At 61.4% G+C, this 21,554-nt stretch carries 26 protein-coding genes; 8 read left to right on the top strand and 18 right to left on the bottom strand.

Going from position 1 to position 21,554, the window contains the following annotated elements; genetic code table 11:
* The first annotated feature begins 87 nt into the window (after positions 1–87).
* The gene (locus AB5Y54_RS11660) at positions 88–1,116 is read left to right on the top strand and encodes an IS110 family transposase (protein ID WP_368153785.1); all 1,029 of its coding nucleotides are present in this window, start codon (positions 88–90) and stop codon (positions 1,114–1,116) included.
* Positions 1,117–1,445: 329 nt separating this feature from the next.
* Here AB5Y54_RS11660 and AB5Y54_RS11655 read toward each other — a convergent pair whose 3' ends face one another.
* The 4 genes from AB5Y54_RS11655 to AB5Y54_RS11640 form a co-directional block, all read right to left on the bottom strand.
* Complete coding sequence (locus AB5Y54_RS11655) at positions 1,446–1,649, bottom strand: CPXCG motif-containing cysteine-rich protein (RefSeq protein WP_005336871.1); 204 nt, start codon at positions 1,647–1,649, stop codon at positions 1,446–1,448.
* A gap of 130 nt (positions 1,650–1,779) precedes the next feature.
* Positions 1,780–2,439, bottom strand: coding sequence for a hexitol phosphatase HxpB (gene hxpB, locus AB5Y54_RS11650; protein WP_368153825.1), 660 nt, complete (start codon positions 2,437–2,439; stop codon positions 1,780–1,782).
* Positions 2,440–2,567: 128 nt separating this feature from the next.
* Entirely contained in the window at positions 2,568–3,746 is a 1,179-nt protein-coding gene (purT, locus tag AB5Y54_RS11645; RefSeq protein ID WP_053288219.1) for a formate-dependent phosphoribosylglycinamide formyltransferase, read from the bottom strand.
* Positions 3,747–3,819: 73 nt separating this feature from the next.
* Positions 3,820–4,710, bottom strand: a complete 891-nt coding sequence (locus tag AB5Y54_RS11640; RefSeq protein WP_041211382.1) for a DMT family transporter — start codon at positions 4,708–4,710, stop codon at positions 3,820–3,822.
* Positions 4,711–4,936: 226 nt separating this feature from the next.
* Between AB5Y54_RS11640 and AB5Y54_RS11635 the strand changes: the two genes are divergently transcribed.
* The gene (locus AB5Y54_RS11635; RefSeq protein ID WP_010674635.1) at positions 4,937–5,524 is read left to right on the top strand and encodes an FMN-dependent NADH-azoreductase; all 588 of its coding nucleotides are present in this window, start codon (positions 4,937–4,939) and stop codon (positions 5,522–5,524) included.
* A gap of 91 nt (positions 5,525–5,615) precedes the next feature.
* Here the strand turns inward: AB5Y54_RS11635 and AB5Y54_RS11630 are convergent, their stop codons facing one another.
* From AB5Y54_RS11630 to AB5Y54_RS11615, 4 genes are all read right to left on the bottom strand, one after another.
* The gene (locus tag AB5Y54_RS11630) at positions 5,616–5,795 is read right to left on the bottom strand and encodes a hypothetical protein (protein WP_368153822.1); all 180 of its coding nucleotides are present in this window, start codon (positions 5,793–5,795) and stop codon (positions 5,616–5,618) included.
* Between the two features lie 161 nt (positions 5,796–5,956).
* Positions 5,957–6,145 carry a DUF4250 domain-containing protein gene (locus tag AB5Y54_RS11625; RefSeq protein WP_043155974.1) on the bottom strand — a complete coding sequence of 63 codons (189 nt, stop codon included), beginning with the start codon at positions 6,143–6,145 and terminating at the stop codon, positions 5,957–5,959.
* On the bottom strand, positions 6,142–6,612 hold the full coding sequence (locus tag AB5Y54_RS11620) for a MarR family winged helix-turn-helix transcriptional regulator (RefSeq protein WP_010674639.1): 471 nt from the start codon (positions 6,610–6,612) through the stop codon (positions 6,142–6,144). The genes AB5Y54_RS11625 and AB5Y54_RS11620 overlap by 4 nt, the downstream gene beginning before the upstream one ends.
* A gap of 150 nt (positions 6,613–6,762) precedes the next feature.
* Positions 6,763–7,995 (bottom strand): UPF0149 family protein, encoded by a 1,233-nt coding sequence (locus tag AB5Y54_RS11615; protein ID WP_368153820.1) that lies wholly within the window; start codon positions 7,993–7,995, stop codon positions 6,763–6,765.
* Between the two features lie 271 nt (positions 7,996–8,266).
* Between AB5Y54_RS11615 and AB5Y54_RS11610 the strand changes: the two genes are divergently transcribed.
* Together AB5Y54_RS11610 and AB5Y54_RS11605 are read left to right on the top strand one after the other, a co-directional pair.
* Positions 8,267–9,136 (top strand): S1 RNA-binding domain-containing protein, encoded by an 870-nt coding sequence (locus AB5Y54_RS11610; protein WP_042014378.1) that lies wholly within the window; start codon positions 8,267–8,269, stop codon positions 9,134–9,136.
* Position 9,137: 1 nt separating this feature from the next.
* Positions 9,138–9,449, top strand: a complete 312-nt coding sequence (locus tag AB5Y54_RS11605; RefSeq protein WP_368153818.1) for a DUF1289 domain-containing protein — start codon at positions 9,138–9,140, stop codon at positions 9,447–9,449.
* 45 nt (positions 9,450–9,494) lie between these two features.
* On the opposite strand, the gene AB5Y54_RS11600 is transcribed toward AB5Y54_RS11605, so the two are convergent.
* The 6 genes from AB5Y54_RS11600 to minC all read right to left on the bottom strand — a co-directional run bounded on the left by AB5Y54_RS11600 (position 9,495) and on the right by minC (position 13,199).
* Positions 9,495–9,818 carry an HI1450 family dsDNA-mimic protein gene (locus AB5Y54_RS11600; RefSeq protein ID WP_010674643.1) on the bottom strand — a complete coding sequence of 108 codons (324 nt, stop codon included), beginning with the start codon at positions 9,816–9,818 and terminating at the stop codon, positions 9,495–9,497.
* Between the two features lie 284 nt (positions 9,819–10,102).
* On the bottom strand, positions 10,103–10,810 hold the full coding sequence (mtgA, locus tag AB5Y54_RS11595) for a monofunctional biosynthetic peptidoglycan transglycosylase (RefSeq protein ID WP_368153829.1): 708 nt from the start codon (positions 10,808–10,810) through the stop codon (positions 10,103–10,105).
* 53 nt (positions 10,811–10,863) lie between these two features.
* Entirely contained in the window at positions 10,864–11,190 is a 327-nt protein-coding gene (locus AB5Y54_RS11590) for an HI1450 family dsDNA-mimic protein (protein WP_029314491.1), read from the bottom strand.
* 180 nt (positions 11,191–11,370) lie between these two features.
* Positions 11,371–11,640: a cell division topological specificity factor MinE gene (gene minE / locus AB5Y54_RS11585; protein WP_125117255.1), complete on the bottom strand. Its 270-nt coding sequence runs from the start codon at positions 11,638–11,640 to the stop codon at positions 11,371–11,373.
* A 2-nt stretch (positions 11,641–11,642) separates the two neighbouring features.
* The gene (minD, locus tag AB5Y54_RS11580; protein WP_010674647.1) at positions 11,643–12,455 is read right to left on the bottom strand and encodes a septum site-determining protein MinD; all 813 of its coding nucleotides are present in this window, start codon (positions 12,453–12,455) and stop codon (positions 11,643–11,645) included.
* Positions 12,456–12,473: 18 nt separating this feature from the next.
* Entirely contained in the window at positions 12,474–13,199 is a 726-nt protein-coding gene (gene minC, locus AB5Y54_RS11575) for a septum site-determining protein MinC (protein WP_039039101.1), read from the bottom strand.
* Between the two features lie 106 nt (positions 13,200–13,305).
* Here minC and AB5Y54_RS11570 point away from each other — a divergent pair, with 106 nt between their 5' ends.
* Together AB5Y54_RS11570 and AB5Y54_RS11565 are read left to right on the top strand one after the other, a co-directional pair.
* On the top strand, positions 13,306–13,584 hold the full coding sequence (locus AB5Y54_RS11570; protein ID WP_029314494.1) for a YcgL domain-containing protein: 279 nt from the start codon (positions 13,306–13,308) through the stop codon (positions 13,582–13,584).
* Positions 13,581–14,543 carry a lytic transglycosylase domain-containing protein gene (locus tag AB5Y54_RS11565; RefSeq protein ID WP_201894042.1) on the top strand — a complete coding sequence of 321 codons (963 nt, stop codon included), beginning with the start codon at positions 13,581–13,583 and terminating at the stop codon, positions 14,541–14,543. The genes AB5Y54_RS11570 and AB5Y54_RS11565 overlap by 4 nt, the downstream gene beginning before the upstream one ends.
* A gap of 163 nt (positions 14,544–14,706) precedes the next feature.
* On the opposite strand, the gene AB5Y54_RS11560 is transcribed toward AB5Y54_RS11565, so the two are convergent.
* The 3 genes from AB5Y54_RS11560 to AB5Y54_RS11550 form a co-directional block, all read right to left on the bottom strand.
* On the bottom strand, positions 14,707–16,077 hold the full coding sequence (locus tag AB5Y54_RS11560; RefSeq protein WP_039039104.1) for an L-serine ammonia-lyase: 1,371 nt from the start codon (positions 16,075–16,077) through the stop codon (positions 14,707–14,709).
* 284 nt (positions 16,078–16,361) lie between these two features.
* Positions 16,362–17,744 carry an L-serine ammonia-lyase gene (locus tag AB5Y54_RS11555; protein ID WP_201888691.1) on the bottom strand — a complete coding sequence of 461 codons (1,383 nt, stop codon included), beginning with the start codon at positions 17,742–17,744 and terminating at the stop codon, positions 16,362–16,364.
* Between the two features lie 156 nt (positions 17,745–17,900).
* On the bottom strand, positions 17,901–18,185 hold the full coding sequence (locus AB5Y54_RS11550; RefSeq protein ID WP_010674653.1) for a pyrimidine/purine nucleoside phosphorylase: 285 nt from the start codon (positions 18,183–18,185) through the stop codon (positions 17,901–17,903).
* Positions 18,186–18,453: 268 nt separating this feature from the next.
* On the opposite strand from AB5Y54_RS11550, the gene AB5Y54_RS11545 reads away from it, so the two are divergent.
* A complete protein-coding gene (locus AB5Y54_RS11545) occupies positions 18,454–19,698 on the top strand; it encodes a dicarboxylate/amino acid:cation symporter (protein ID WP_322131180.1) in 1,245 nt (414 codons plus the stop codon).
* 108 nt (positions 19,699–19,806) lie between these two features.
* Here the strand turns inward: AB5Y54_RS11545 and AB5Y54_RS11540 are convergent, their stop codons facing one another.
* Entirely contained in the window at positions 19,807–20,205 is a 399-nt protein-coding gene (locus AB5Y54_RS11540; protein ID WP_010674655.1) for a MerR family DNA-binding transcriptional regulator, read from the bottom strand.
* 132 nt (positions 20,206–20,337) lie between these two features.
* Here AB5Y54_RS11540 and AB5Y54_RS11535 point away from each other — a divergent pair, with 132 nt between their 5' ends.
* The gene (locus AB5Y54_RS11535; protein WP_368153812.1) at positions 20,338–21,504 is read left to right on the top strand and encodes an acetyl-CoA C-acyltransferase; all 1,167 of its coding nucleotides are present in this window, start codon (positions 20,338–20,340) and stop codon (positions 21,502–21,504) included.
* Positions 21,505–21,554: the final 50 nt, after the last annotated feature.

The raw sequence follows: 21,554 nt of genomic DNA, 5'->3' as shown, positions 1-21,554 counted from the left end.
CTAATGGGATGGTCGCCCCTCCCCAAAACGGCATCTGAGTGCCAAAGTGGCGAATGTAAGTTCCCACTGATGAGAGAGGCGACCACCATGAAGGCTACGACTATCGGCATTGATCTGGCAAAACATCTCTTCCAATTACATGGCGTTGATCAACATGGCAAGACGGTCCTCAAGCGACAGTTGAAGCGGGATCAGATGCTCTCATTCTTTACCAATCTTCCTCCTAGCCTGATCGGCATGGAGGCATGCGGCAGTGCCCATTACTGGGCCAATAAACTGCAAGGAATGGGGCATACCGTCAAACTGATGGCGCCGCAGTTCGTTAAGCCCTATGTGAAGACCAACAAGAACGATGCTGCGGATGCAGAAGCTATCTGCGAAGCCGTCACCCGACCCAATATGCGGTTTGTGCCAATAAAAAATGGCGAGCAGTTAGCCGTGTTGGCGCTACATCGCGCAAGGCAAGGGTTCGTCAAAGCCAGAACGGCACAAGCTAATCAAATCAGGGGCCTGCTGGCTGAACATGGCATCATTGTCCCTAAAGGTATTGCACACATTAGCCTACGATTGCCCAAGCTCCTGGAGGATGCAGAGAACAACCTACCCGGAACGTTTCGTCAATTAATTGAGCGTTTAGGGGAGCACCTCAAAGAGCTCGCCAAGCAGGTGAATGAACTGGAAGAGCAGATCTGGTGTTGGCACAAAAAAAACTCGGCAAGCCAGAAGCTGGCTAAGATGCCGGGTATTGGTCCTCTCACGGCCAGTGCACTGGTAGCGTCTATCGGCGATGCAAAGCAGTTCGAAAATGGCCGCCAGCTAGCAGCCTGGCTGGGCTTGGTACCCAAGCAACATTCCAGCGGCGGCAAGCAGACCCTGTTGGGGATAAGCAAACGCGGTGACATCTATCTACGCACACTGCTGATCCACGGGGCCCGCTCCGTGCTCCGGGTCGCTGAGCGTAAGACAGAGTACGCAGGAAGCTGGCTTTCGGGGGTCATGGAGCGACGTAACCATAATGTAACGGTAGTGGCACTGGCCAACAAGAATGCACGCATCATCTGGGCATTACTTGCCCATGAGCGCGAGTACGATGCTGATCACGCAGTAGCGGCCTGAGCGCAATAGCTAGCACAGGAACGGTGTTTCATAGCAAGCGTGACAAAGTATCGAGTTAACAACCAGCGTTAGAAAGTACCACCGATTGCACGGGCGATCATGACGTGATGGCGAGGCAGGTCAGACCGTGACTGGCAAAACCCGACAGACACAGGGCACTAATAAGTGCGTTTAGCTGATAGAGGAGCCAGTCAGCGAATTCCATCAGGGATAGAGGCTGTTGCCTCGGTGAAATCCGGATCTATGGCTGCAATCTCAACCTGACTCACTTTCATTGATTGAGGGCTTGGCAAACCGGGGCGACCATCTATGTGTCTGGACAGGGGTATTCAGAACAGCTGCTCGTCGTCGGCATCCACGAAGAGTTGCAGGCAGTCGCGGGCTTCATCCCGGTGCAGCCGCAGGTGGATGGGGTTGCAGCAGGCCATGCAATCTTCGTAGAACTCCTGATCCCCCTGGCTGGCATCCAGCTCGACCCGGGTGTGGTGGCCGCAGTGGGGGCAGACGATACGCTTGCTGGTGTACTCGATCATGGTGACCTCCTCGGGCCCGTGGGCCGTCTCTGTGCTCCTGCTGATTCTAGTCGCCACAAGGCGGCGCAACCGCGAGCAAGCGCACGTTTATGAGCGGGCTCAAGCGAGGCAGGAGGTCAGTCCGTGTTGCCTACTTGACCCAGCCGGCCAGCATCTCTGTGTTCAGCTCGGCAAGAGAGCGCAACTCGTGGTTGGCGATGGCCAGACGGGGATCGCCGACCAGCGCCGGGTCCGGCACGATCAGCGCCGTCATGGAGGCTGCCTTGGCCGCCAGCAGGCCGGTGAAGCTGTCCTCAATGGCGAGACAGTGCACAGGCTCGACGCCGAGCTTCTCGGCGGCGTGGATATAGACATCCGGGTGGGGTTTGCCAAAGCGCTCCACCTCGGCGGAGTGGACCGCCATGAAACGGTCCTGGATGCCGAGTTTGCCGAGCACCGCCTCGACCATGGCAAACGGGGAGGAGGTGGCGAGCCCGATCTTGAGCCCTTGGGCCTCGATGAGGTCGAGCGCTTCCAGCACCCCGGCCTTGGGCTGCCCCTCTTGCAGGATGAGCGCGATCACCTGATCCAGGATGCGCTGTACCACCTCTTCCTGGCTGGGGCTGTTCCAGGGGCGGATCCGGTACCAGTGGGCCACCAGCTGATCGATGCGCACCCCTATGGTGGAGTTGCAGTCCTCCTCGGTGTGGAAGTGGCCCAGTTCGGCGAAGACGGCCATCTGTGCCCGTTGCCAGAAGGGTTCCGAGTCGATCAGAACACCATCCATATCGAAGATCACGGCAGTTAACATCTTGTACTCCTGACATAGGTGAAGGGGGGATTATAAGCCCGGTGCTTCAATGGGAAAGGGGCAGTCACCTGCCCCTTGCGCCGGATCACGCAGATAAACGTTTGTTTTTGCGTGGTAAAGCGGAGTGCCTAGAACAGTACCTCGACTCGGGCTGCCACCGTCTTGGCCTGCTCCACGGCTTCCTGGCAATCCTGCCCACGGGCGAGCGCCACCCCGAGGCGACGACGACCGGCGATCTCCGGCTTGCCAAAGAGACGCAACTGGGCACCGGGCACCAGGGCCAGTGCCTCGCCGATCCCCTGATAGCGGATATCCTGGCTGTGGCCTTCCCGCAGCACCACGGCAGAGGCGCTCGGGCCGTACTGGGTGATGGTGCCGACGGGCAGCCCCAGGATGGCGCGCACGTGCAGGGCGAACTCGGAGAGATCCTGGGAGATCAGGGTCACCATGCCGGTGTCGTGGGGGCGGGGGGAGACTTCGCTGAACCACACCTCGTCACCCCTGATGAAGAGCTCGACCCCGAACAGACCGTAGCCGCCAAGGGCTTCAACCACCTTGGCCGCCACCTCCTTGGAGCGGGCCAGGGCCAGCTCGCTCATGGCCTGGGGCTGCCAGGATTCGCGGTAGTCGCCATCCTCCTGACGATGGCCGATAGGCTCGCAGAAGTGGATGCCATCGACGGCGCGCACCGTGAGCAGGGTGATCTCGTACTCGAAAGGAACGAAGCCTTCGACAATCACCTTGCCACGACCGGCACGGCCCCCCTCCTGGGCATAGGTCCAGCTTTCATCCAGCCTGGCGAGATCGCGCAGCAGGCTCTGCCCCTTGCCGGAGGAGCTCATCACCGGTTTGACCACGCAGGGGAGGCCGATGGTCTCGACGGCGGCCACAAACTCCTCCTTGCTCTGGGCAAAGCGGTAGGCAGAGGTGGGCAGCCCCAGGGTTTCGGCGGCGAGGCGACGGATCCCCTCCCGGTTCATGGTGAGCTGGGTGGCGCGGGCATTGGGCACCACCTTGACCCCTTCCTGCTCGAGGGCGGCCAGGGTGTCGGTGGCGATGGCTTCAATCTCGGGGATGATGAGGTCGGGCTTGACCTCGGCCACCAGGTCGCGCAGGGCGGCGCCATCCAGCATGTCCAGCACGCGGGCCTGGTGGGCCACCTGCATGGCGGGGGCGTTGGCATAGCGGTCGGCGGCGATCACCTCGATACCGAGCCGCTGCAGCTCGATGGCGACCTCCTTGCCGAGTTCGCCTGATCCCAGCAGCAGGGCACGGGTCGCAGTGGGGCGGGTGGCGGTTCCAAACATCTGATCTCTCCTGAGGTCGGTGGTCAGCAGGGCTGATCCGGGTGAGCAAAAAAAGAGGCACGCATGGCGTACCTCAGGAAGTGGGTGGGTGGGCGCGCTGCTCCAGATGGGTGAGCAGGGTGATGGCGCCGATGATGATGGCCGCCCCCAGCCACAAGCGACCGGGGGGCGCCCAGCCAAATACCAGCCAGCCGGCCAGCACGTTCATGGGCAGCTTGGCAAAATCGAAAGGTTGCACGAAGGAGGCCTCCGCCACGCTGTAGGCGCGGGCGATGGACATCTGGGCCAGTGCCGACAGTACGCCCGAGGCGGCCACCAGCAGCCACTGGGTTTCGCTCGGCCACTGCCATTCAGGGATCGCCAGCATGGCGTTGAACGGGGTGCTGAAGACGAGCAGGTAGACGACGATGGTGTGGGACGACTCGCTTGCTGCCTGATAGCGCACCAGCAAGGAGTAGCCTGCCCAGAAGAGGGCGGCCGCCACCGGCAGCAGGGAGGCCAGGGTGAAGTCGTCGGTCCAGGGGGCCAGGATCAGCATGGCGCCGACAAAGCCGGCCAGGGTGGCCAGGATGCGGGCCCGGCTCACCTGCTCTTTGAGAAAGAGGGCTGATCCCAGGGTGGCAAACAGGGGGGAGGTCATCAAGAGCGCGATCCCCTGCCAGATGGGGACGGGGACCGCCAGGGCCCAGAGCCAGAACTGGATGCCGGTCACCGCCAGGGCGACCCGCAGCAGGTGCAGGCGCAGCTGGTTCGTCATCAGGGACTGGCGCAGACCGTGGCGCACCAGCCAGGGCAGCAGGCAGACCAGGGCTATCAGATATTGGTGAAAGGCGACCTGGGTCGAGGGGAGGCCGAGCGTGAAGCTGACATACTGGCTCAGGCTGTTGACGGCGGCGAAGCAAAGGCCTGCCACCATCATCCAGACGGCGCCGGCAAAGGGGGAATGCCTGCGGGAGGAGGTCATGAGATCCGGATCACGTACAAAAAGTGCGGCGGATCATAACGGCAATCGTTTGTCATGCCAAGGGTGCGGAGTTTGATGAGCCCCTCTCTGCCGAGGAAATGCACAGGCATCAAATTTTTTGAATGACTTGAGCATCTATTTTCGCTATCAGGCTTTAATGCCAGTCTTTATAGTGACCTCCATCGACAGCCTGGCTGTTCAATTGACAATCAAATGGAGTTTCACCATGGCCAATATCCTCGTTCTGAAGTCCAGCATCCTGGGCCAGTATTCCCAATCCAACGCCCTGATCGACGGCTACCTGGCCGAGCGCCAGGGTGACACCATCCAGGTACGCGATCTGGCGACCCTGAACCTGCCGGTGCTGGACGGCGAGCTGGCCATGGGCCTGCGTGGTGGCGAGAACCTGAACGAGCGTCAGCAAGCGGTGCTGGCCCAGTCCGACGAGCTGGTCGCCGAGCTCAAGGCGAGCGATCTGGTGATCATCGCGGCCCCCATGTACAACTTCAACATCCCGACCCAGCTGAAAAACTGGATCGATCTGGTGGCCCGTGCCGGCGTGACCTTCCGTTACACCGAGACCGGTCCGGTCGGCCTGGTGGAGAACACCCGCGCCCTGGTGGTCAGCCCCCGTGGCGGCATGCACGTGGGCAATGCCACCGACCTGGTGACCCCCTACATGCGTACCGTGCTGGGCTTCATCGGCATCACCGAAGTGGACTTCATCTATGCCGAAGGCATGGGCATGGGTCCGGAGGCGCAAGCCAAGGGGATCGAGCAGGCCAAGGAGCAGCTGGAAACCCTGGCTTACTGATGCGACTCGGGGCCTCCCCAGTATCCTGAAACAACAACGCAGCCCTCGGGCTGCGTTGTTGTTTTTGGGCAGTCATCGCGCTCTGGCGTCGTTATTCGCGCAGGAAGTGGCGGCAGCCGCTGCCGACCATCAGAAAGACCGCCACGAGGGAGGCCAGCAGCAGGGTGGTGAGCCACTGCTCGGCGCTGTTGGGGACCTGGGGGAGGAAGAGGCTGATCACCAGCAATGAGCAGAGGGTGATCAGGCTGGTTGGTCGAATGAGGCGCATCATGGGTCATCCTTGGCTGCGGGTGGTGAACAAGAGGCTAACCGCGGTCTGTGACAACAAGATGTATCCATACCTCTTGCGAACATCAACTGACCGGGTAGCCACCACCTTAGCAGCTTTTGCCGACGGAGCCAGCGGCATGGGTCGGGTTGTGATCCGGATCCCTATCTGAACTGCTTCTGATCTTCCTGATAGTGGAAATCGCCGCTGGCCAGCCTGGCGACCAGGGCCTCCTTGTCGAGATCCTGCGCCCGGCAAAGATCATCGAGATCCTCGTAGTGATCACGCAGCTGCATGTTGACCAGGCTCAGCAGCATGTTGACATCCATGGTGGCAAAGTTGTTCAGCTTCATGAGGGTTGCTCGTTGTCCAGCAGGTGAAGTTGTTCGATGGCATCGCTGACGCTCTGCAGGTGCAGGCGAATGCTCTGACGCGCCTCGGCCGGCAGATAGTCGGTGAGGGTGTGCTGCCAGCTTCCCGCCTCCGTCTTGAGCTGCTGGAACAGGGTGAGCCCCGCCGGGGTGAAGGAGACCAGGCTGATGCGCTTGTCCTGCACGCTGTTCTCGGTGAACAGGATGCCTTTCTCCACCAGACGATGGATCTCGCGGGAGATCCGTACCTTGTCCATGCCGCTCGCCTCCACCAGTTCCTTCTGGCTGATGGGGTAGTGGGGGCCGAGCACCATCATCAGGCGCCACTGGGGCACGGTGAGTTGGTACCGCTGCTGATAAAACTGTTCAAAGGTATCGCGCACCATCTCAGCGGCGTGAACCAGCTGATAAGGAGGGTAGTGCGCGAGCAGCTCAATGATCTTAGACATATGACATCCTGCTGTGGCGGCTGCATCGGGTGCAGTTTCTCTTGATACTTTGGCCTTGATGATACGTAACACAGGGGCATTTGTCTGACCAGTCACCAGAAAAATGTGCGTTTGCGCACGTGTTCTGTCATCGAATCGGCTATTGGGGTCTCAACTGGCCTGCTTGCCCGCACTCTTTCGCAGCCATATCAATGCGTTGTGGGTCAGCCAGGCCTCGCGACTCTGCAAAGCGTAGAGCGCCGCCTCGTCACGGCTGCCTCCCTGCCAGCGGCGAGGCTCCTGCTTGGGCAAGCGGCGCTGGCCCAGCAAAGTGGCGGGCACATGGGGATTGACCCCCATTGCCGCCGCCAGATGAGGGCGCGCCGCCGCTTCCCCTTCGCAGACAAAGCTCATCAAGGCCTTGTTGTAGAGCAGCCAGCAGGAGGCTTCATCAAAGCGCACCAGCAATTGTTGCAGGGCATCCCATTCCCCTTGCCAGGCATAGAGGGTGGAGAGGGGGTGGCGGCAAGCGGGCTCGTCGGCGCGGCAGAGGGCGAGCAGGGCCAGGTACTCATCCCGAGCCTGCCCAAGCTGCCCAAGTCGCAGCAGGCAATCGGCTCGACCGGCCCTGGCCGCGATCAGAGGGCGTGCCTCGGGGACCTGCCAGCCATGGCCCGCGTGGGCTTGCCAGAATGCCTCATCGAACAGGAGGTTGGCATCGGCAATGATGCGCTCGAACCAGCCAAGGCGAGGGAGGGGATCGCGGCTCTCTGCCGCCAGCTCGAACCACTGCTGCCACTGGCGAGTCTGCTCGTTGTCCAGGGACGGGCTCTCTTCAGGCTCGGCCTCGTAGTGATCCTGGCCGAGCAGGAGGTTGAGGGCCGTCTTCATCTGCTGGCGTTGACGCTTGCAAAAATCGAGGAAGGGGAGCTCGCTGGCCGCAGCCTGGTGCAGCATCATGGCCATGGGCTTGTCGCGAAACAGGCAGAGCTCGGCCACCAGGCTGAAGCGATGGCGGGTCGCCGGATCGTTCAGGTCGGTCGGCGCCGGCCAGCAGGCCACCCCCTGACTGAAGCCATAGCTCCATTGGCCCAGAGGATGGCGCTTGTCAAACACCTGCTCCGGGTTGTCGGTAGAGAGGCGACACTGGCTCGGCAGGGCCAGCTGCGCGTCGTCAGCCTGGGCTTCCAGCTCGGCGATCAGGTGATGCAGCGCCTCGGCACTCTTCTCGTCCAGCGCTGCATCATGAGGCAGCAGGCTGGCCAGCGGATCTTGCCAGTCGGGGGCAACGGGCCCCGTCAGACGGGCGCACAGGAAGCCGTGTAGGGCGGGGTAACTCATCTCCTGCTGGCTGTGGGTCTGGATCCATTGATTGAGATGACGGGTACGAGTGGCTGGGTTCATCGACGCTTCCTCTGGATTTGACGGCCGCGAAGTCTACCTAAAAGTGGGGTTATTTGCAGCAAAGGGGGAACTGAATGCTGCTAATATCGTCAATCTGGCCGCCCGGGAGCGGGAAAAGAGGTCAGACACAGGGGGGAGGGGCTAGGTCCTGCTGCCGCTCTGGGGTAACATGCGCGCCTGCATGACATAAATCGGCCCCGTCCTCTCTCATCCGACGGCGGCGATGCACCTCTATATGACGGGTCTTCCATGAGATGGGCCCATCCGGATATTGAAAGAAGAGATCACCATGTTACAGATTGGCAAGATGAACACCCTGACCGTCGTCGAGATCGAGGAGCGCGGCGCCTGGCTGGCGGCGGGGGAATACGGCGAGCTGCTGCTGCCCAGGCGCCAGTTGCCGGAAGGCGTCGCCGAGGAGAGCGAGGTGTCCGTCTTCCTCTATCTGGATGCGGATTGCGAGCCGGTGATCACCACCGACAAGCCCTTCGCCATGGTGGGGGACATCGTCGGTCTCAAGGTGGTCAACGCCAACAAGATTGGTGCCTTCCTCGACTGGGGCATGAAAAAGGATCTCTTCGTACCAAGCCGCGAGCAGAACAAGCCGATGCAGGTGGGCCATGTCTATCTGGTGCACCTGATGCTGGACAACGAAGGGCGCATGGTCGGCACCAGCCGTCTGGAGCGCTTCCTGCGCATCGACCCTCCTTTCAAGAGCGGTGACGAGGTGACGGTGCTGCCGGGGGAGCACACCCCCCTTGGCATCAAGGCCGTGGTCAATGGCCAGTACGCCGGCATGCTGTTCAAGAACGAGGTGTTCGGCCGCGTGATGACGGGCCGACCGCTGACCGCCTGGGTCAAGCAGGTGCGCGAAGATGGCAAGCTGGACCTGACCCTGCAAAAGCCGGGGCTGGCCCGGATGGATGACGCCGGTGCACGCATTCTGCTGCGCCTGCAAAAGCAGGGGGGCAGCCTTGCGGTGGGAGACAAGAGCGATCCTGACGTCATCTACAAGATGTTCAGCATGAGCAAGGGCACCTTCAAGAAAGCGATCGGCGGCCTCTACAAGCAGGGCAAGATCGTCATCGAGGAGCACAGCATCCGCCTCGTGGGCTCCGACACGCCGGCAGGGGACGAATAAGGTGCCGAGTCCCTGCATCGGTGACTGCCGGGCCAAGGAGGTGCTCTGCCTCGGTTGTGGCCGCACCCTGACCGAGATATGCCAGTGGTCCGTCATGGACAGCGAGACCCAGCTGGCCCGCATGGCCGAGCTCGATGGCTCTAAGAGCACCCATGCCTGCCCGGGCTGCGGCGAGCCGGCGTTCTGCGCCGTGTCGGCGGGGGAACCCATCGAGCGCTGCTGGTGCAACCAGCTTCCCGCGCTGCCCATGAGCGATGCCAGCGCCTGCTGGTGTCGCCGCTGTCTGGCCAAGGCCATCGCGGCACGCCCCTGACTCGGGCATCGCAAAAAACGAAAAAGGCGCCTGGGGCGCCTTTTCTTATGCTTGTTGCTGGCGGTGCCAGCGGATATGCACGTCGTGCTCGCTCTGATCCCGGGGGAGCAGGAAGGTGGCGTAGATCACCTCGAACTCGTCCTGATGATCCAGCAAGCCGACCCAGACCTCGGCCCAACGTGCCATGTCCACCGGCTCGCCGAGTTCGGTCGACCAGTCGGCATTGGGCAGGGTTGCCTCCACCGCGCCACGTTGCTCGAACTCGAGGGTGATGTCGACGATTTGTTCGGGGGCCAGCATGTCGGCGGCCTGCTCCAGAAACTGATCATAGGCCCACTCGACCAGCTGATCCGGGCTACGTTGTTCCATGAAATCACTCCAGATACGTCCAGGTTCGCCACTTTAACAAGTATTGGGATGGGCAGCCAGCCCGGGGGCGGTGACGCCGTGCTGTCAAATGGCGGGATCAGGGGATAAGGTTAACAGAGCCGCCAGCAGGGGCGGCGTGACGGGGCGGCCTGGCAAGATGAAGCGACGACAGTACAGAAGGCAGATCAAGCGGCGGCGCGAAACCTGGTGGTGGCACTATCTGCCCCTTCATCGGGAAACCGTCGGCGGCCACCTGGGGCCCGCCTCTGATCCGCAGGATGGCGTTACTCTGTGCCGTGGACCCGGTTCAGGGTGACTTGCCCGAGTTGACCCATCTGACGACGGATCCAGGCCGAGCGCTGCTGCACATAGGGTGAGGGGGGCTTGACCCGATAACGCCAGGGGTTGGGTAGGGCGGCGGCGAGCAGGGAGGCCTCGTAGCGGGTGAGGCGTATCGCCGGTTTGCCGAAGTAGTGCCTGGCGGCTGCCTCGGCGCCATAGATGCCGGGTCCGAACTCCACGATGTTGAGATACACCTCGAGAATGCGGGACTTGTCCCAGCCCAGCTCCATCAGCAGGGTGAACCAGGCCTCGATCCCCTTGCGCAGGAAGCTGCGATCGCTCCACATGAAGAGGTTCTTGGCGGTCTGTTGGCTGAGGGTGCTGGCACCGCGCACCCGCCCGCTGTGCTGGTTGTGCCTGAGGGCCGAGCTGATGGCGTCCATGTCAAAGCCGTGATGTTCGGCAAAGCGCTGATCCTCGGCGGCGATCACCGCCAGTTGCAGCTCCCGGGAAATCTGCTCAAGCGGCACCCAGTCGTGCTTCACCTCGGCCACCTTGGCAGGGGGAAACAGGGCGCGTTCGAGGCGCCAGGTCCACATGGGGGGGTCGATGAAGCGCAGCAGCGCGACCGAGACGATGGTGCTCGCAAAGGCGGCCAGCAGCAGCTTGCCGAGCCAGCCCAGCAGTCGCCGTCTGCGCGAAGGCCTCACGGGCGCGGGCCCGCCGTCCCAGTCATAGTGGCCAGGATCATCGGGATCCGGAATTATTGGGGCAGCCATTCGATGTGGCAGAACTTCTCGTCGACGCGGCGGGAGAGCAGCATGCGGGCAAACAGGTGCTCGTACTCTTCTTGTTCGTTGCCAAGGCCGACCCAGATTTCGGCATAGTCGGCGTCGCTCACCTCAAATCCCACGTCGGCCGCCCAGTCGTCGGCGGGATCGGTCTCCGCCAGCAGGCCGCGGTCGTTGAACTCCTGATTGAAGCGGACGATCTCCTGCTCGGGCAGGTTGTCGGAGGCCAGCTCCATGAAGAGTTCGAGGGCGGTGTCGAGCAGTTCCTCGACGCTGTGCATTTCGTCATTCAAAGACATAAGAACCGTGTTCCAGATAAGGGGGGAGGGAAAGCCCGTCGGCAGCGCCTCGGGGTGCGCGGTATTCTAGCTGGCCCTGATGCCCTTGGCGAGATGCCGGGACGCCAGGCATTAAAAAACCGGATCCTGGGAAAGGATCCGGTCTTCATTGGGGGAAGGGGTCGCGCATGGTGCGTCAGCTCATCCCTTCTTCTGGTCGTCGGCGAAGGTGATGTTGAGCTCCAGCACCGACAACTCGTCACTCTTCTGATCAAGCTGGACGGTGATCTTGTCCGGGTCGATCTGCACGTATTTGCGGATCACCTCGAGGATGTCCTGCTTGAGCTGGGGCAGGTAATCCGGCCCCCCTCTGGATGAACGCTCGTGAGCCACGATGATCTGCAACCGCTCTTTGGCCAGTTGTGCGGTGTTCTGTTTCTTGTTGGAACGAAAATAATCCAATAATGACATGCTTAACTCCCGAACAGTCGGCTAAAGAAGCCCTTCTTCTCTTCTTCCAGAAAACGGAAATCCTTGGTGTCACCCAGCAGACGGGCGACGGCGTCCTCGTAGGCCTGACCGGCATCGGACTCCTTGTCCAGAATGACCGGCTCGCCGGAGTTGGAGGCGCGCAGCACCGCCTGGGACTCAGGGATCACCCCGAGCAGTTTGATGGCCAGGATCTCCTGTACGTCCTGCACGCTCAGCATGTCGCCGCGGTTGACGCGGGTCGGGCAGTAGCGGGTCAGCAGCAGGTGCTCCTTGATGGGGTCCTCACCGCGCTCGGCACGGCGGGACTTGGAGGCCAGGATACCGAGGATGCGATCCGAGTCACGCACGGAAGAGACTTCCGGGTTGGTGGTGACGATGGCCTCGTCGGCGAAATAGAGCGCCATCAGGGCGCCGGATTCGATACCGGCGGGGGAGTCGCAGACGATGTAGTCAAACTGCATCTCCGCCAGCTGATCCAGGATCTTCTCCACCCCTTCACGGGTCAGGGCATCCTTGTCCCGGGTCTGGGAGGCGGGCAGGATGAACAGGTTTTCGCAACGCTTGTCCTTGATGAGGGCCTGGTTGAGGTTGGCTTCCCCGTTGATGACGTTGACGAAGTCATAGACCACGCGCCGCTCGCAACCCATGATGAGGTCCAGGTTTCTCAGACCAATGTCAAAATCGATGACCACGGTCTTGTGGCCACGCTGGGCCAGACCGGTGCTCAGTGCCGCGCTGGTTGTCGTCTTGCCAACGCCACCCTTGCCCGATGTAACGACTATGATTCGCGCCATTCTCGCTTCCTTGTAACTCTATTTGATTCGGTCTATACGAAGTTGTTCATTGTCGAGCCGGATATGGACCGGCTCTTGTATCACGCCTGCAGGCAATGCATCGCTGAGCTGGAAGGTGCCCGCGATGGAGAGCAGCTCGGCCTGCAATTGCTGGCAATAAATGCGGGCCTTGGGATTGCCCTTGGCCCCTGCGATGGCTCGGCCACGCAGGGCACCATAAACATGGATGCTGTCATCGGCGATGACTTCGGCGCCAGGGCTCACCGAGCCCAGCACCACCAGCGAGGTGCCGGCTGCATAGATCTGCTGACCGGAGCGCACCGGGCCCACGTGGACCTTGCTTGCCTCCACGGGTGCTGGCACCGGGGGAACCGGTGCGGCCTCCACTGGCTTGGGCTCAGGCACTGGCGGCGTCGGCTCAGGTTCTGCCTTGCGGCTCTTGCCTGACACCATGACGGCGAGGCCTGCCGCCTTGGCGGCCGTCTTCATCGCCTCGTCCCGCGCCCCCGTGATCCCGACCAGCACGAAGTCTTCCGACTCGACCAGCTCCCTGAGCTGTTCGAAATCGGGGATCGCTTCGAGGCGTTCCACATTGAGGACGAGGGGGGCACAATTAAAAAACTGGGGGGCCTGCGCGACCTTGGCCTCCAGCAGTTGTCGGATCCGGGCCGGATTGCCATCGCTGAGATGCAACACAGAAATAGTGAAGGTGGTCCCTTTCAATTCGTTATCGCGTTCAACCATGAATCTTCCCCGAACCGAGACGGTAATACGTTATTGTTATTCAATTCCTGATGTTATAGTTTGCCACCACCAGAGGCAATAAACCCGTCGGATTATATCAATTTCCATGTTGTGTGCAGTCTATAAAAGTCGCAAAAAAGCCGAGACCTATCTCTTTATTGAACGAAGAGAGGACTTTTCCCGCGTTCCCGAGGTGCTGATGAGTACCTTCGGGCGTCCCGAACTGGTCCTGATGACCAAGCTGGACCCGGCCAAGCCCCTGGGGCTGGCCTCCACGGAGCGGGTGATGGCCGCCCTGAAGAGCCAGGGCTTTTATCTGCAGGTGCCACCGCCACCGGAAAACCTGCTGGAGCAGCACAAGGCGCAATTAAAGGGCGCACGATGAGGGCGGGGCGGCTGGCACTGCTGTTGTCAGGCGCCCTGTCGGGATCGCCGGTGCAGGCCGGCCCCGATTTTGACCAGTACGTGGCGAGCCTCAAAGAGCAGGCGCTGGCGGCGGGCATGTTGCCCGAGACGGTGAGTGCGGCCTTTGCGGATGTCCACCTTGTCGATGCCGCCATCAGGCACGACAAAAATCAGCCGGAATTCAAACTGACCCTGGACACATATATTCCCCGGGCGGTGCCGGAATGGAAAGTCAAGCAAGCCCAAACCTTATATCGCCAGCATTTGCCGCTGCTCACAAAAATAGGCCGGGAATATGGGGTTCAACCCCGCTTTATTGTTGCCTTGTGGGGAATTGAAACCAATTTCGGCAAAATAACCGGCCATTATCCCCTTATCTCTTCTCTCTCGACCCTGGCCTGGGACGGTCGCCGTGAGGCCTTCTTCAAAGGCGAGTTGTTCGATGCCCTGCGCATTCTGGAGCAGGGACATGTGAACCCCGCCAACTTCAAGGGATCCTGGGCGGGGGCCATGGGGCAGGTGCAGTTCATGCCCTCGTCATTCCTGCGATACGCGGTGGATCAGGACGGGGACGGCAAGAAGGATCTCTGGGGCAATCTGGCGGATGTATTTGGATCGGCTGCCAATTATCTGAGCCAGAACGGCTGGCGCGAAGACCAGACCTGGGGACGGCGGGTGAGGGTGCCAGAGCGTCTGGACCCCGCCTTGCTGGGGCTTGAGACCCGCAAGTCCCTGGCGACCTGGCAGGCCCTCGGGGTTCGCCAGCAGGACGGCTCACCTCTGCCTGCGGTCGATATGCAGGCCTCCCTCATCCGCCCCGACGATATTCACGGGCGAAGCTACCTTGCCTATGACAATTACCGGGTACTGCGTCACTGGAATCGCTCCCCCTATTTCGTGGTGGCCGTCGGTACCCTGGCCGATCGCATCGTGAAATAGCTCTCCCCCGTTCTCCTGTCACGGCGAACGGGTGGAGGTGATATGCCCGTCTCTTTTTATCCCTTGTCGGCCTCCCTTTATCCACGAACGCTGCCCTTTAAATCGCGACCCAAAAAAAAAGCGGGAATATATCCCGCTTTTTTCATGTCATCGCGACTCGGCGTTAGTCGCAGGCAACCTGCATCACCTTGATGGCCAGGCCACCGCGGGAGGTCTCGCGGTACTTGGAGTCCATGTCCTTGCCGGTGATGTACATGGTCTCGATCACCTTGTCCAGCGACACACGCGGCTTAGAGGTGCGACGCAGGGCCATGCGGGAGGCGTTGACCGCCTTCATGGCGGCGATGGCATTGCGCTCGATGCAGGGTACCTGTACCTGGCCGGCCACCGGGTCGCAGGTCAGACCCAGGTTGTGTTCCATGCCGATCTCGGCGGCTTCACAGACATGCTCGGGGCTGCCGCCCATCAGCTCGGTCAGGCCGGCGGCGGCCATGGAGCAGGAGACGCCCACTTCACCCTGGCAGCCCACTTCGGCGCCGGAGATGGACGCGTTCATCTTGTAGAGCATGCCGACGGCGGCAGCGGCCAGATAGAAGCGGGTGTACTCGTCGCGGCCCACCGGCTGGATGAACTTGTCATAGTAGGCCAGCACGGCGGGGATGATGCCGGCGGCGCCGTTGGTCGGCGCGGTGACGACGCGGCCACCGGCGGCGTTCTCTTCACTCACCGCCAGGGCGAACATGTTGACCCAGTCCACGATGTTCATGGGATCGTTGGAGAGGTTCTCGTTGGTGGTCAGCTGGCGGTAGAGCGGCGCGGCGCGGCGCGGTACGCGCAGCGGGCCGGAGAGGACGCCCTCGGTGCGGCAGCCGCGCTCGATCCCTTCCCGCATGGTGGTCCAGATCTTGCCAAGCTTCTTGTAGATCTCTTCCGGGGTGTTGAAGCACTTCTCGTTTTCCATCATCAGGGCGGAGATGGAGAGACCGCTCTGGCTGCAGTGGGCGATGAGCTCGGCGGCACTCTTGAAGGGATAGCTGACGGACATGTCGCCGCTGTCACCCTTGCCAAAGTTCTCTTCGTCGACGATGAAGCCACCGCCGATGGAGTAGTAGGTCTTGCTGTAGACGGCGTCATCTTCGATGAAGGCGGTCAGCCTCATGCCGTTTTCGTGCAGGGGCAGGGCCTCGTCATGGAAGATCATGGCGCCCTTGGGGAAGCTGACGGTGTGGCAGTGCAGGCCGATGGGCAGACGACCGGTCTGCTCCACGCGGGAGATGAATTCGGGGATGGCGTCGATGTCGACGTTCTCCGGCAGGTTGCCCGCCAGACCCATGATGATGGCGGTATCCGTGTGGTGGCCTTTGCCGGTCCAGGAGAGGGAGCCATAGACATCGACCTGGATCCGGGTGATGTCACGGATCTTGCCGCCAGCACGCAGTTCATCCACGAACTGTTTGGCTGCCTTCATGGGGCCGACAGTGTGGGAAGAGGAGGGGCCAACACCGATTTTGAAGATATCAAAAACGCTGATCATGTAACAATTACCTCAGGGTAGAAGGGGGCGCCATGCCCACTCGCAGAAAAGGGATCCATGGGACGGGTCTGTCGTCACAAAGGCCAGGGAACCGGATAACCACAGTGTAACGGTTCAATGCCTAAAAAAAGTTGAAACAGATCTATTTTTGTTGAATTCGTGGCGCGAGTATAAAATTTATTTTGATGGTTATCCATTTTGTTAAGCGCCAGACAAACGTTTTGCAAAAAAATACCCGGCGATGCCGGGTATTCGAGTGCCATATGCGGCTTTATCACAGAGGCTTAACACTCGGTGATGTTGACGGCAAGGCCGCCCCGGGCGGTCTCCTTGTACTTGGTCTTCATGTCGTTGCCGGTTTCCCACATGGTTCTGATCACCTTGTCCAGCGACACCTTGTGCTCGCCGGTGCCACGCAGGGCGAGGCGGGCAGCATTGATCGCCTTGACCGCGCCCATGGCGTTGCGCTCGATGCAGGGCACCTGCACCAGACCACCGACGGGATCGCAGGTCAGTCCCAGGTTGTGCTCCATACCGATCTCGGCGGCGTTCTCGACGATGGCGGGGCTGGCGCCCAGCAGCTCGGCCAGGGCACCAGCGGCCATGGAGCAGGCCACGCCGACCTCGCCCTGACAGCCGACCTCGGCCCCCGAGAGGGAGGCATTCTTCTTGTAGAGGATGCCGATGGCGGCGGCAGTGAGGAAGTACTGCATCAGCAGCTCGTCATCCACCTTGCGTACGAAGCGATCGTAATAGTGCAACACCGCGGGGATGATACCGGCGGCACCGTTGGTCGGCGCCGTCACCACCCGGCCTCCGGCGGCGTTCTCCTCGTTGACGGCCAGCGCAAAGAGGTCCACCCACTCCATCACCATCAGCGGATCCTTGTTGAAATTGGTCTCGCCACAGAGCTGGCGATAGAGGGCGGGAGCCCGGCGCTTGACTTTGAGGCCGCCTGGCAGCACCCCCTCGCTCTTGCAGCCACGCTCCACACACCCCTGCATCGCCTGCCAGATCTTGCGAAGCCCGGCCTTGATCTCCGTTTCCGAGCGAAACACCTTCTCGTTGGCCAGCATCAACCCCGAGATGGAGAGGCCGCTCTCCTGGCACTGGGCCAGCAGTTCGGCGCCGCTCTCGAAGGGATAGGGGATGGGGTGGGCGGCATCGAAGCGGGCCGCCTCTTCCCGGGCGTTGGCGAAGTGACTCTCCTCGATGATGAAACCGCCCCCGATGGAGTAGTAGGTCTGCTCGAACACAAGGGTGTCACCCTCATAGGCGCGTAAGGTCATGCCGTTGGAGTGGGCGGGAAGGGTCTTGCGCCGGTTGAAGAGGATGGCGCCGATGCGGGGAAATTCGCTGGGTTGCTCGCCGCCAAGGCAGAGGGTCTGGGTCTGCTCTACCTGGGCGAGGAAGGCGGGAATGGCCTCGATGTCCACGGATTCGGGTTCAAATCCGGCCAGTCCCAGGATGATGGCCTTGCCGGTGCCGTGCCCCTTGCCGGTCTGGCCCAGTGAGCCGTAGCACTCGACAACGACGCGTCTGGTACGGGAGAGGAGTGCGTTCGCTTTGAGGGTCTGGATGAAGGCGCAGGCGGCCCGCATCGGTCCCACGGTATGGGAGGAGGAGGGGCCTATCCCGATGGAAAACATGTCGAAGACACTGATCATGACGTACTCCAATTATGGATTTCGTCTAAACATTGTAAATTTTTTGTAGTCGTTGAAAAGGGGGGAGATAGCGGGGTGTGATGGCGGTAGGGAAATGGGCGTGGGAGAGGCGCGCCATGGGGGAGCCGCTCGGCATCCCATGGCGCCCGTGATACATCAGTCGAGGAACTCGCACAGATAGGCGGAGGCGATCTTCACTTCCAGCTTGAAGGAGGAGTGACCGGCCACGTCGAAGGATTCCCCCTGCTGGTAGGTGTGCCACTCATCTTCGTCGGCCAGCTGGATGGTGAGGGCGCCCTTGATCACCGTCATGCGCTCCGGGGCGGCGGTATTGAACAGGTACTCGCCCGCTTCCATCACACCAACGGTAGCTTTCTCGCCTTTTTGCTCGAAACCGATGGATTTAACATTTCCGTCAAAATACTCGTTAACTTTCAGCATCTTTTCTTCCCTGTATGCACGTTTGCAGAGCCAACGTAGCACACTGTTTTGGATGTTGTCATGGTAAAAGGAGTAAAAACAGCCGTGTCTCTTTTGAGGCTTTACTTTCTCATAAAGTTATCAATGCATTTCGTTAACGGGTTCTGATGTAAAACGGGGTGCAAATATGAGATAAAGCGCACCGCCAGAGCAATGGAGAGGATTTGACGCTCTGGGTGGTCATTTACGCTGTAAAAGTGTGAGTAATTGCTAAATAAAGGAACATTCTGTGTTAACAAAAGGATTAATCAAAAACATCGGCTTCCAGGTAGTGGTGGCCATGGTGCTGGGCGCGCTGGTCGGGGCGCTCATGGGAGAGCAAGCCACAGTGTTTGCGCCGCTTGGCACCCTGTTTATCCAGCTGATCAAGATGCTGGTGATCCCGCTGGTGGCGGTGGCCATCCTGTCCGGGGCCGCCAACCTGGGGGCCAGCCCCGCTGCTGGCAAGATTGGCGTCACCACGCTCGCCTTCTTCCTCGGCACCTCCGCACTGGCGGTGTTCCTGGCGCTGGTGATGGGTCAGGTGTTCAAACCTGGTGTGGGCGTTGACTTTGGCGCCACTGCGGCCATGTTCTCCGGCGACTACGCCGACAAGGGTGCACTGCCCGATGCGGTGGCCACCCTGCTTGGCATGATCCCGACTAACGTGTTCAGCGCCTTGAACGAGGCCAACATCCTGCAGATCCTGGTGTTCTGCATGTTCCTCGGCATCGCCCTGGCCAAGCAGCCCCGTGAGCGCGCCAAGCCGCTGGTAGACGGGCTCAACACCCTGGTGGACGCTTTCGTCTGGATGATCAACAAGGTGATGCTGATCGCCCCCATCGGCGTCTTCGGCCTGATGGCCGACGCCATCGGCACCTACGGCTTCGACGTGCTGACCCTGGTGCTCAAGCTGTTCGTCGTCTATGTCGCCGCCATCCTCATCTTCGGCTTCGTGGTCTATCCGCTGCTGATCGCGTTCTTCTCCAACACGCCGGTACGCAAGTACTTCTCCGCGATGAAGAAACCGCAGATCGTGGCCTTCTCCACCGCCTCTTCCATGGCGACCCTGCCGGTCAACATGGAGACCTGCGAGCGCGATCTGAAGGTGACCAACGCCACCGCTTCCTTCGTGCTGCCGCTGGGCGCCACCATCAACATGAGCGGCAATGCCATCTATTACGGCCTGGTCGCCATCTTCTTCGCCCAGGTCTATAACATCGATCTGTCCATGGGTGCCTGGGCGGCGATCATCGTCACCTCCACCCTGGGTGCCATCGGTCAGGCCGGTGTACCGGGCCCGAGCTTCCTGGTGGTTGCCGTGCTGCTGGCGGCCGGGATTCCCATCGAGGGTCTGCCGCTGCTGTTCGCGCTGGATCGTCTGTTCGACATGATCCGGACCGCGCTCAACATCACCGGCGATGCGGCCTGTGCCATCATCGTCGATCGCTACAGCCCGGATTACGATCCGAACCGCTGGAGCAAGGAGGTCTGATATCGGGTCGACCACCGTGCATGACAAGAGGGAGGCTTCAAGCCTCCCTCTTTCATTTGTGTCTATTTGCTGGCGGTGTTCCCCGCTCGCCTCGCCCGTCTGCGTAACTCAGGGAGAGAGGTGTGCCAGGGCCTGGCGGCAGCGCTGTTCGGCCGCCTCCAGCTCCAACAGGACCATCTGGATATCTTCCAGCTGCTGCTGCAAGGTCTCCCGCTTGTCGGCCACCAGCCCCAGCATGGTCTGCAACTGGGAGCGGCTGCTCTTGTCCGCATCGTAGAGATCGAACAGCTCCCGGATCTCTGCGAGGCTGAAGCCCAGACGCTTGCCACGCAGGGTCAGCTTGAGCCGCACCCTGTCCTGACGGCTGTAGATCCTGTGCTGTCCCTGGCGGGTCGGGTTGAGCAGGCCCTGATCCTCGTAGAAGCGGATGCTGCGGGTGGTCACATCGAACTCGCGAGCCAGTTCGCTGATGCTGAAGGTGCGGGTGTCGTCCCTGGATTTGGTCATGGGGCTGTCTTGGCTGCCATCTGGTTGTCAATGCAGGCTGGCACCTTACCCAAACGTCAACTTCCCCGCAAGTCTTGTTCCTGTCGCGGTCGCGGCATATGTTATCCCGATGTAACAAGGAGAGTGCTATCGATGGATATCGTGATTGTGGCGGCCAAACGTACCCCCATGGGGGCCTTCCAGGGGGCCCTGAGCGCGCTCGGTGCCCCCGAGCTTGGCGCCTGCGCCATTCGCGCCGCGCTGGCGCAGGCCGGGATGACGGGGGAGCAGGTCAATGAGGTCTATATGGGTAACGTGCTGAGCGCAGGGGTCGGCCAGGCGCCAGCCCGCCAGGCGGCGCTCAAGGGGGGGCTGCCGGACAGCGTGCCCTGTACCACCATCAACAAGGTGTGCGGCTCCGGCATGAAGGCGGTGATGCTGGCGGCGGACAGCCTGCGCCTGGGGGAGGCCGAGGTCGTGGTGGCGGGGGGCATGGAGAGCATGAGCCGCGCCCCCTATCTGCTGGACAAGGCGCGCAGCGGTTTTCGCATGGGGCACCAGAGCGTGCTCGATCACATCTTCCTGGACGGCTTGCAGGATGCCTACGAAGGCCATCTGATGGGTCATTACGCCCAGTTGAGCGCCGATCGCAGCGGACTGACCCGGGCCGACATGGATGCCTTTGCCATCGCCTCCCTGGAGCGGGCGCTGACGGCGCAGCGCAGCGGTGCCTTTGCCGCGGAACTGGCTCCCGTCATGACCTCTGAGGATACCCTGCTGCTGGCCGAGGATGAGCAACCGGGCAAAGCCAGGCCCGACAAGATCCCCGGCCTCAAGCCGGCCTTCAGCAAGCACGGCACCATCACGGCGGCCAATGCAAGCTCCATCTCGGATGGGGCGGCAGCCCTGGTGTTGATGCGGGGGGAGACCGCTGCCCGGCTCGGATTGCCGGTGCTGGCCAGGGTAGTGGGTTACCAGAGTCATGCCGCCCTGCCGACGGAGTTTACCAGTGCCCCCGTCGGCGCCATTGACAAGTTGCTGGCCCGGGTGGGCTGGTCGGTGGAGGAGGTGGACCTGTTCGAGGTGAACGAGGCATTCGCCATGGTGAGCATGCTGGCGATGGCCGGGTGCGGCATTCCCCATCACAAGTTGAACGTGAACGGCGGGGCCTGTGCGCTGGGGCACCCTCTTGGCGCCAGTGGCGCCCGCATCCTGGTGACCCTGATCCATGCCCTGCGTGCCCGCGGGCTCAGACGAGGGGTGGCGAGCCTGTGCATCGGGGGAGGGGAGGCAACGGCCATCGCCATCGAGGCAGGCTGAATGCGTGGGTGAGATTGCTGCGGGTTGATGACATGACAACGTCCCTTCAA

The sequence above is a fragment of the Aeromonas sp. s9 genome, assembly GCF_040907765.1.
GTDB lineage: Bacteria > Pseudomonadota > Gammaproteobacteria > Enterobacterales > Aeromonadaceae > Aeromonas > Aeromonas caviae.
Note: the sequence above shows the minus strand (reverse complement) of the source record. Positions and strands in the feature narration are given on the sequence as shown.

What these genes read in the sequence shown, in the direction of transcription:
- AB5Y54_RS11570 (WP_029314494.1), top strand. Translation starts at nt 13,306, where the DNA reads ATGTTGTGTGCAGTCTATAAAAGTCGCAAAAAAGCCGAGACCTATCTC.
- AB5Y54_RS11555 (WP_201888691.1), bottom strand. Translation starts at nt 17,744, where the DNA reads ATGATCAGTGTCTTCGACATGTTTTCCATCGGGATAGGCCCCTCCTCC.
- AB5Y54_RS11640 (WP_041211382.1), bottom strand. Translation starts at nt 4,710, where the DNA reads ATGACCTCCTCCCGCAGGCATTCCCCCTTTGCCGGCGCCGTCTGGATG.
- AB5Y54_RS11655 (WP_005336871.1), bottom strand. Translation starts at nt 1,649, where the DNA reads ATGATCGAGTACACCAGCAAGCGTATCGTCTGCCCCCACTGCGGCCAC.
- AB5Y54_RS11615 (WP_368153820.1), bottom strand. Translation starts at nt 7,995, where the DNA reads ATGAACCCAGCCACTCGTACCCGTCATCTCAATCAATGGATCCAGACC.
- AB5Y54_RS11550 (WP_010674653.1), bottom strand. Translation starts at nt 18,185, where the DNA reads ATGCTGAAAGTTAACGAGTATTTTGACGGAAATGTTAAATCCATCGGT.
- minC (WP_039039101.1), bottom strand. Translation starts at nt 13,199, where the DNA reads ATGGTTGAACGCGATAACGAATTGAAAGGGACCACCTTCACTATTTCT.
- AB5Y54_RS11630 (WP_368153822.1), bottom strand. Translation starts at nt 5,795, where the DNA reads ATGATGCGCCTCATTCGACCAACCAGCCTGATCACCCTCTGCTCATTG.
- minD (WP_010674647.1), bottom strand. Translation starts at nt 12,455, where the DNA reads ATGGCGCGAATCATAGTCGTTACATCGGGCAAGGGTGGCGTTGGCAAG.
- AB5Y54_RS11625 (WP_043155974.1), bottom strand. Translation starts at nt 6,145, where the DNA reads ATGAAGCTGAACAACTTTGCCACCATGGATGTCAACATGCTGCTGAGC.
- AB5Y54_RS11565 (WP_201894042.1), top strand. Translation starts at nt 13,581, where the DNA reads ATGAGGGCGGGGCGGCTGGCACTGCTGTTGTCAGGCGCCCTGTCGGGA.
- AB5Y54_RS11620 (WP_010674639.1), bottom strand. Translation starts at nt 6,612, where the DNA reads ATGTCTAAGATCATTGAGCTGCTCGCGCACTACCCTCCTTATCAGCTG.
- AB5Y54_RS11660 (WP_368153785.1), top strand. Translation starts at nt 88, where the DNA reads ATGAAGGCTACGACTATCGGCATTGATCTGGCAAAACATCTCTTCCAA.
- hxpB (WP_368153825.1), bottom strand. Translation starts at nt 2,439, where the DNA reads ATGTTAACTGCCGTGATCTTCGATATGGATGGTGTTCTGATCGACTCG.
- AB5Y54_RS11635 (WP_010674635.1), top strand. Translation starts at nt 4,937, where the DNA reads ATGGCCAATATCCTCGTTCTGAAGTCCAGCATCCTGGGCCAGTATTCC.
- AB5Y54_RS11560 (WP_039039104.1), bottom strand. Translation starts at nt 16,077, where the DNA reads ATGATCAGCGTTTTTGATATCTTCAAAATCGGTGTTGGCCCCTCCTCT.
- minE (WP_125117255.1), bottom strand. Translation starts at nt 11,640, where the DNA reads ATGTCATTATTGGATTATTTTCGTTCCAACAAGAAACAGAACACCGCA.
- AB5Y54_RS11590 (WP_029314491.1), bottom strand. Translation starts at nt 11,190, where the DNA reads ATGTCTTTGAATGACGAAATGCACAGCGTCGAGGAACTGCTCGACACC.
- AB5Y54_RS11540 (WP_010674655.1), bottom strand. Translation starts at nt 20,205, where the DNA reads ATGACCAAATCCAGGGACGACACCCGCACCTTCAGCATCAGCGAACTG.
- AB5Y54_RS11600 (WP_010674643.1), bottom strand. Translation starts at nt 9,818, where the DNA reads ATGGAACAACGTAGCCCGGATCAGCTGGTCGAGTGGGCCTATGATCAG.
- AB5Y54_RS11535 (WP_368153812.1), top strand. Translation starts at nt 20,338, where the DNA reads ATGGATATCGTGATTGTGGCGGCCAAACGTACCCCCATGGGGGCCTTC.
- purT (WP_053288219.1), bottom strand. Translation starts at nt 3,746, where the DNA reads ATGTTTGGAACCGCCACCCGCCCCACTGCGACCCGTGCCCTGCTGCTG.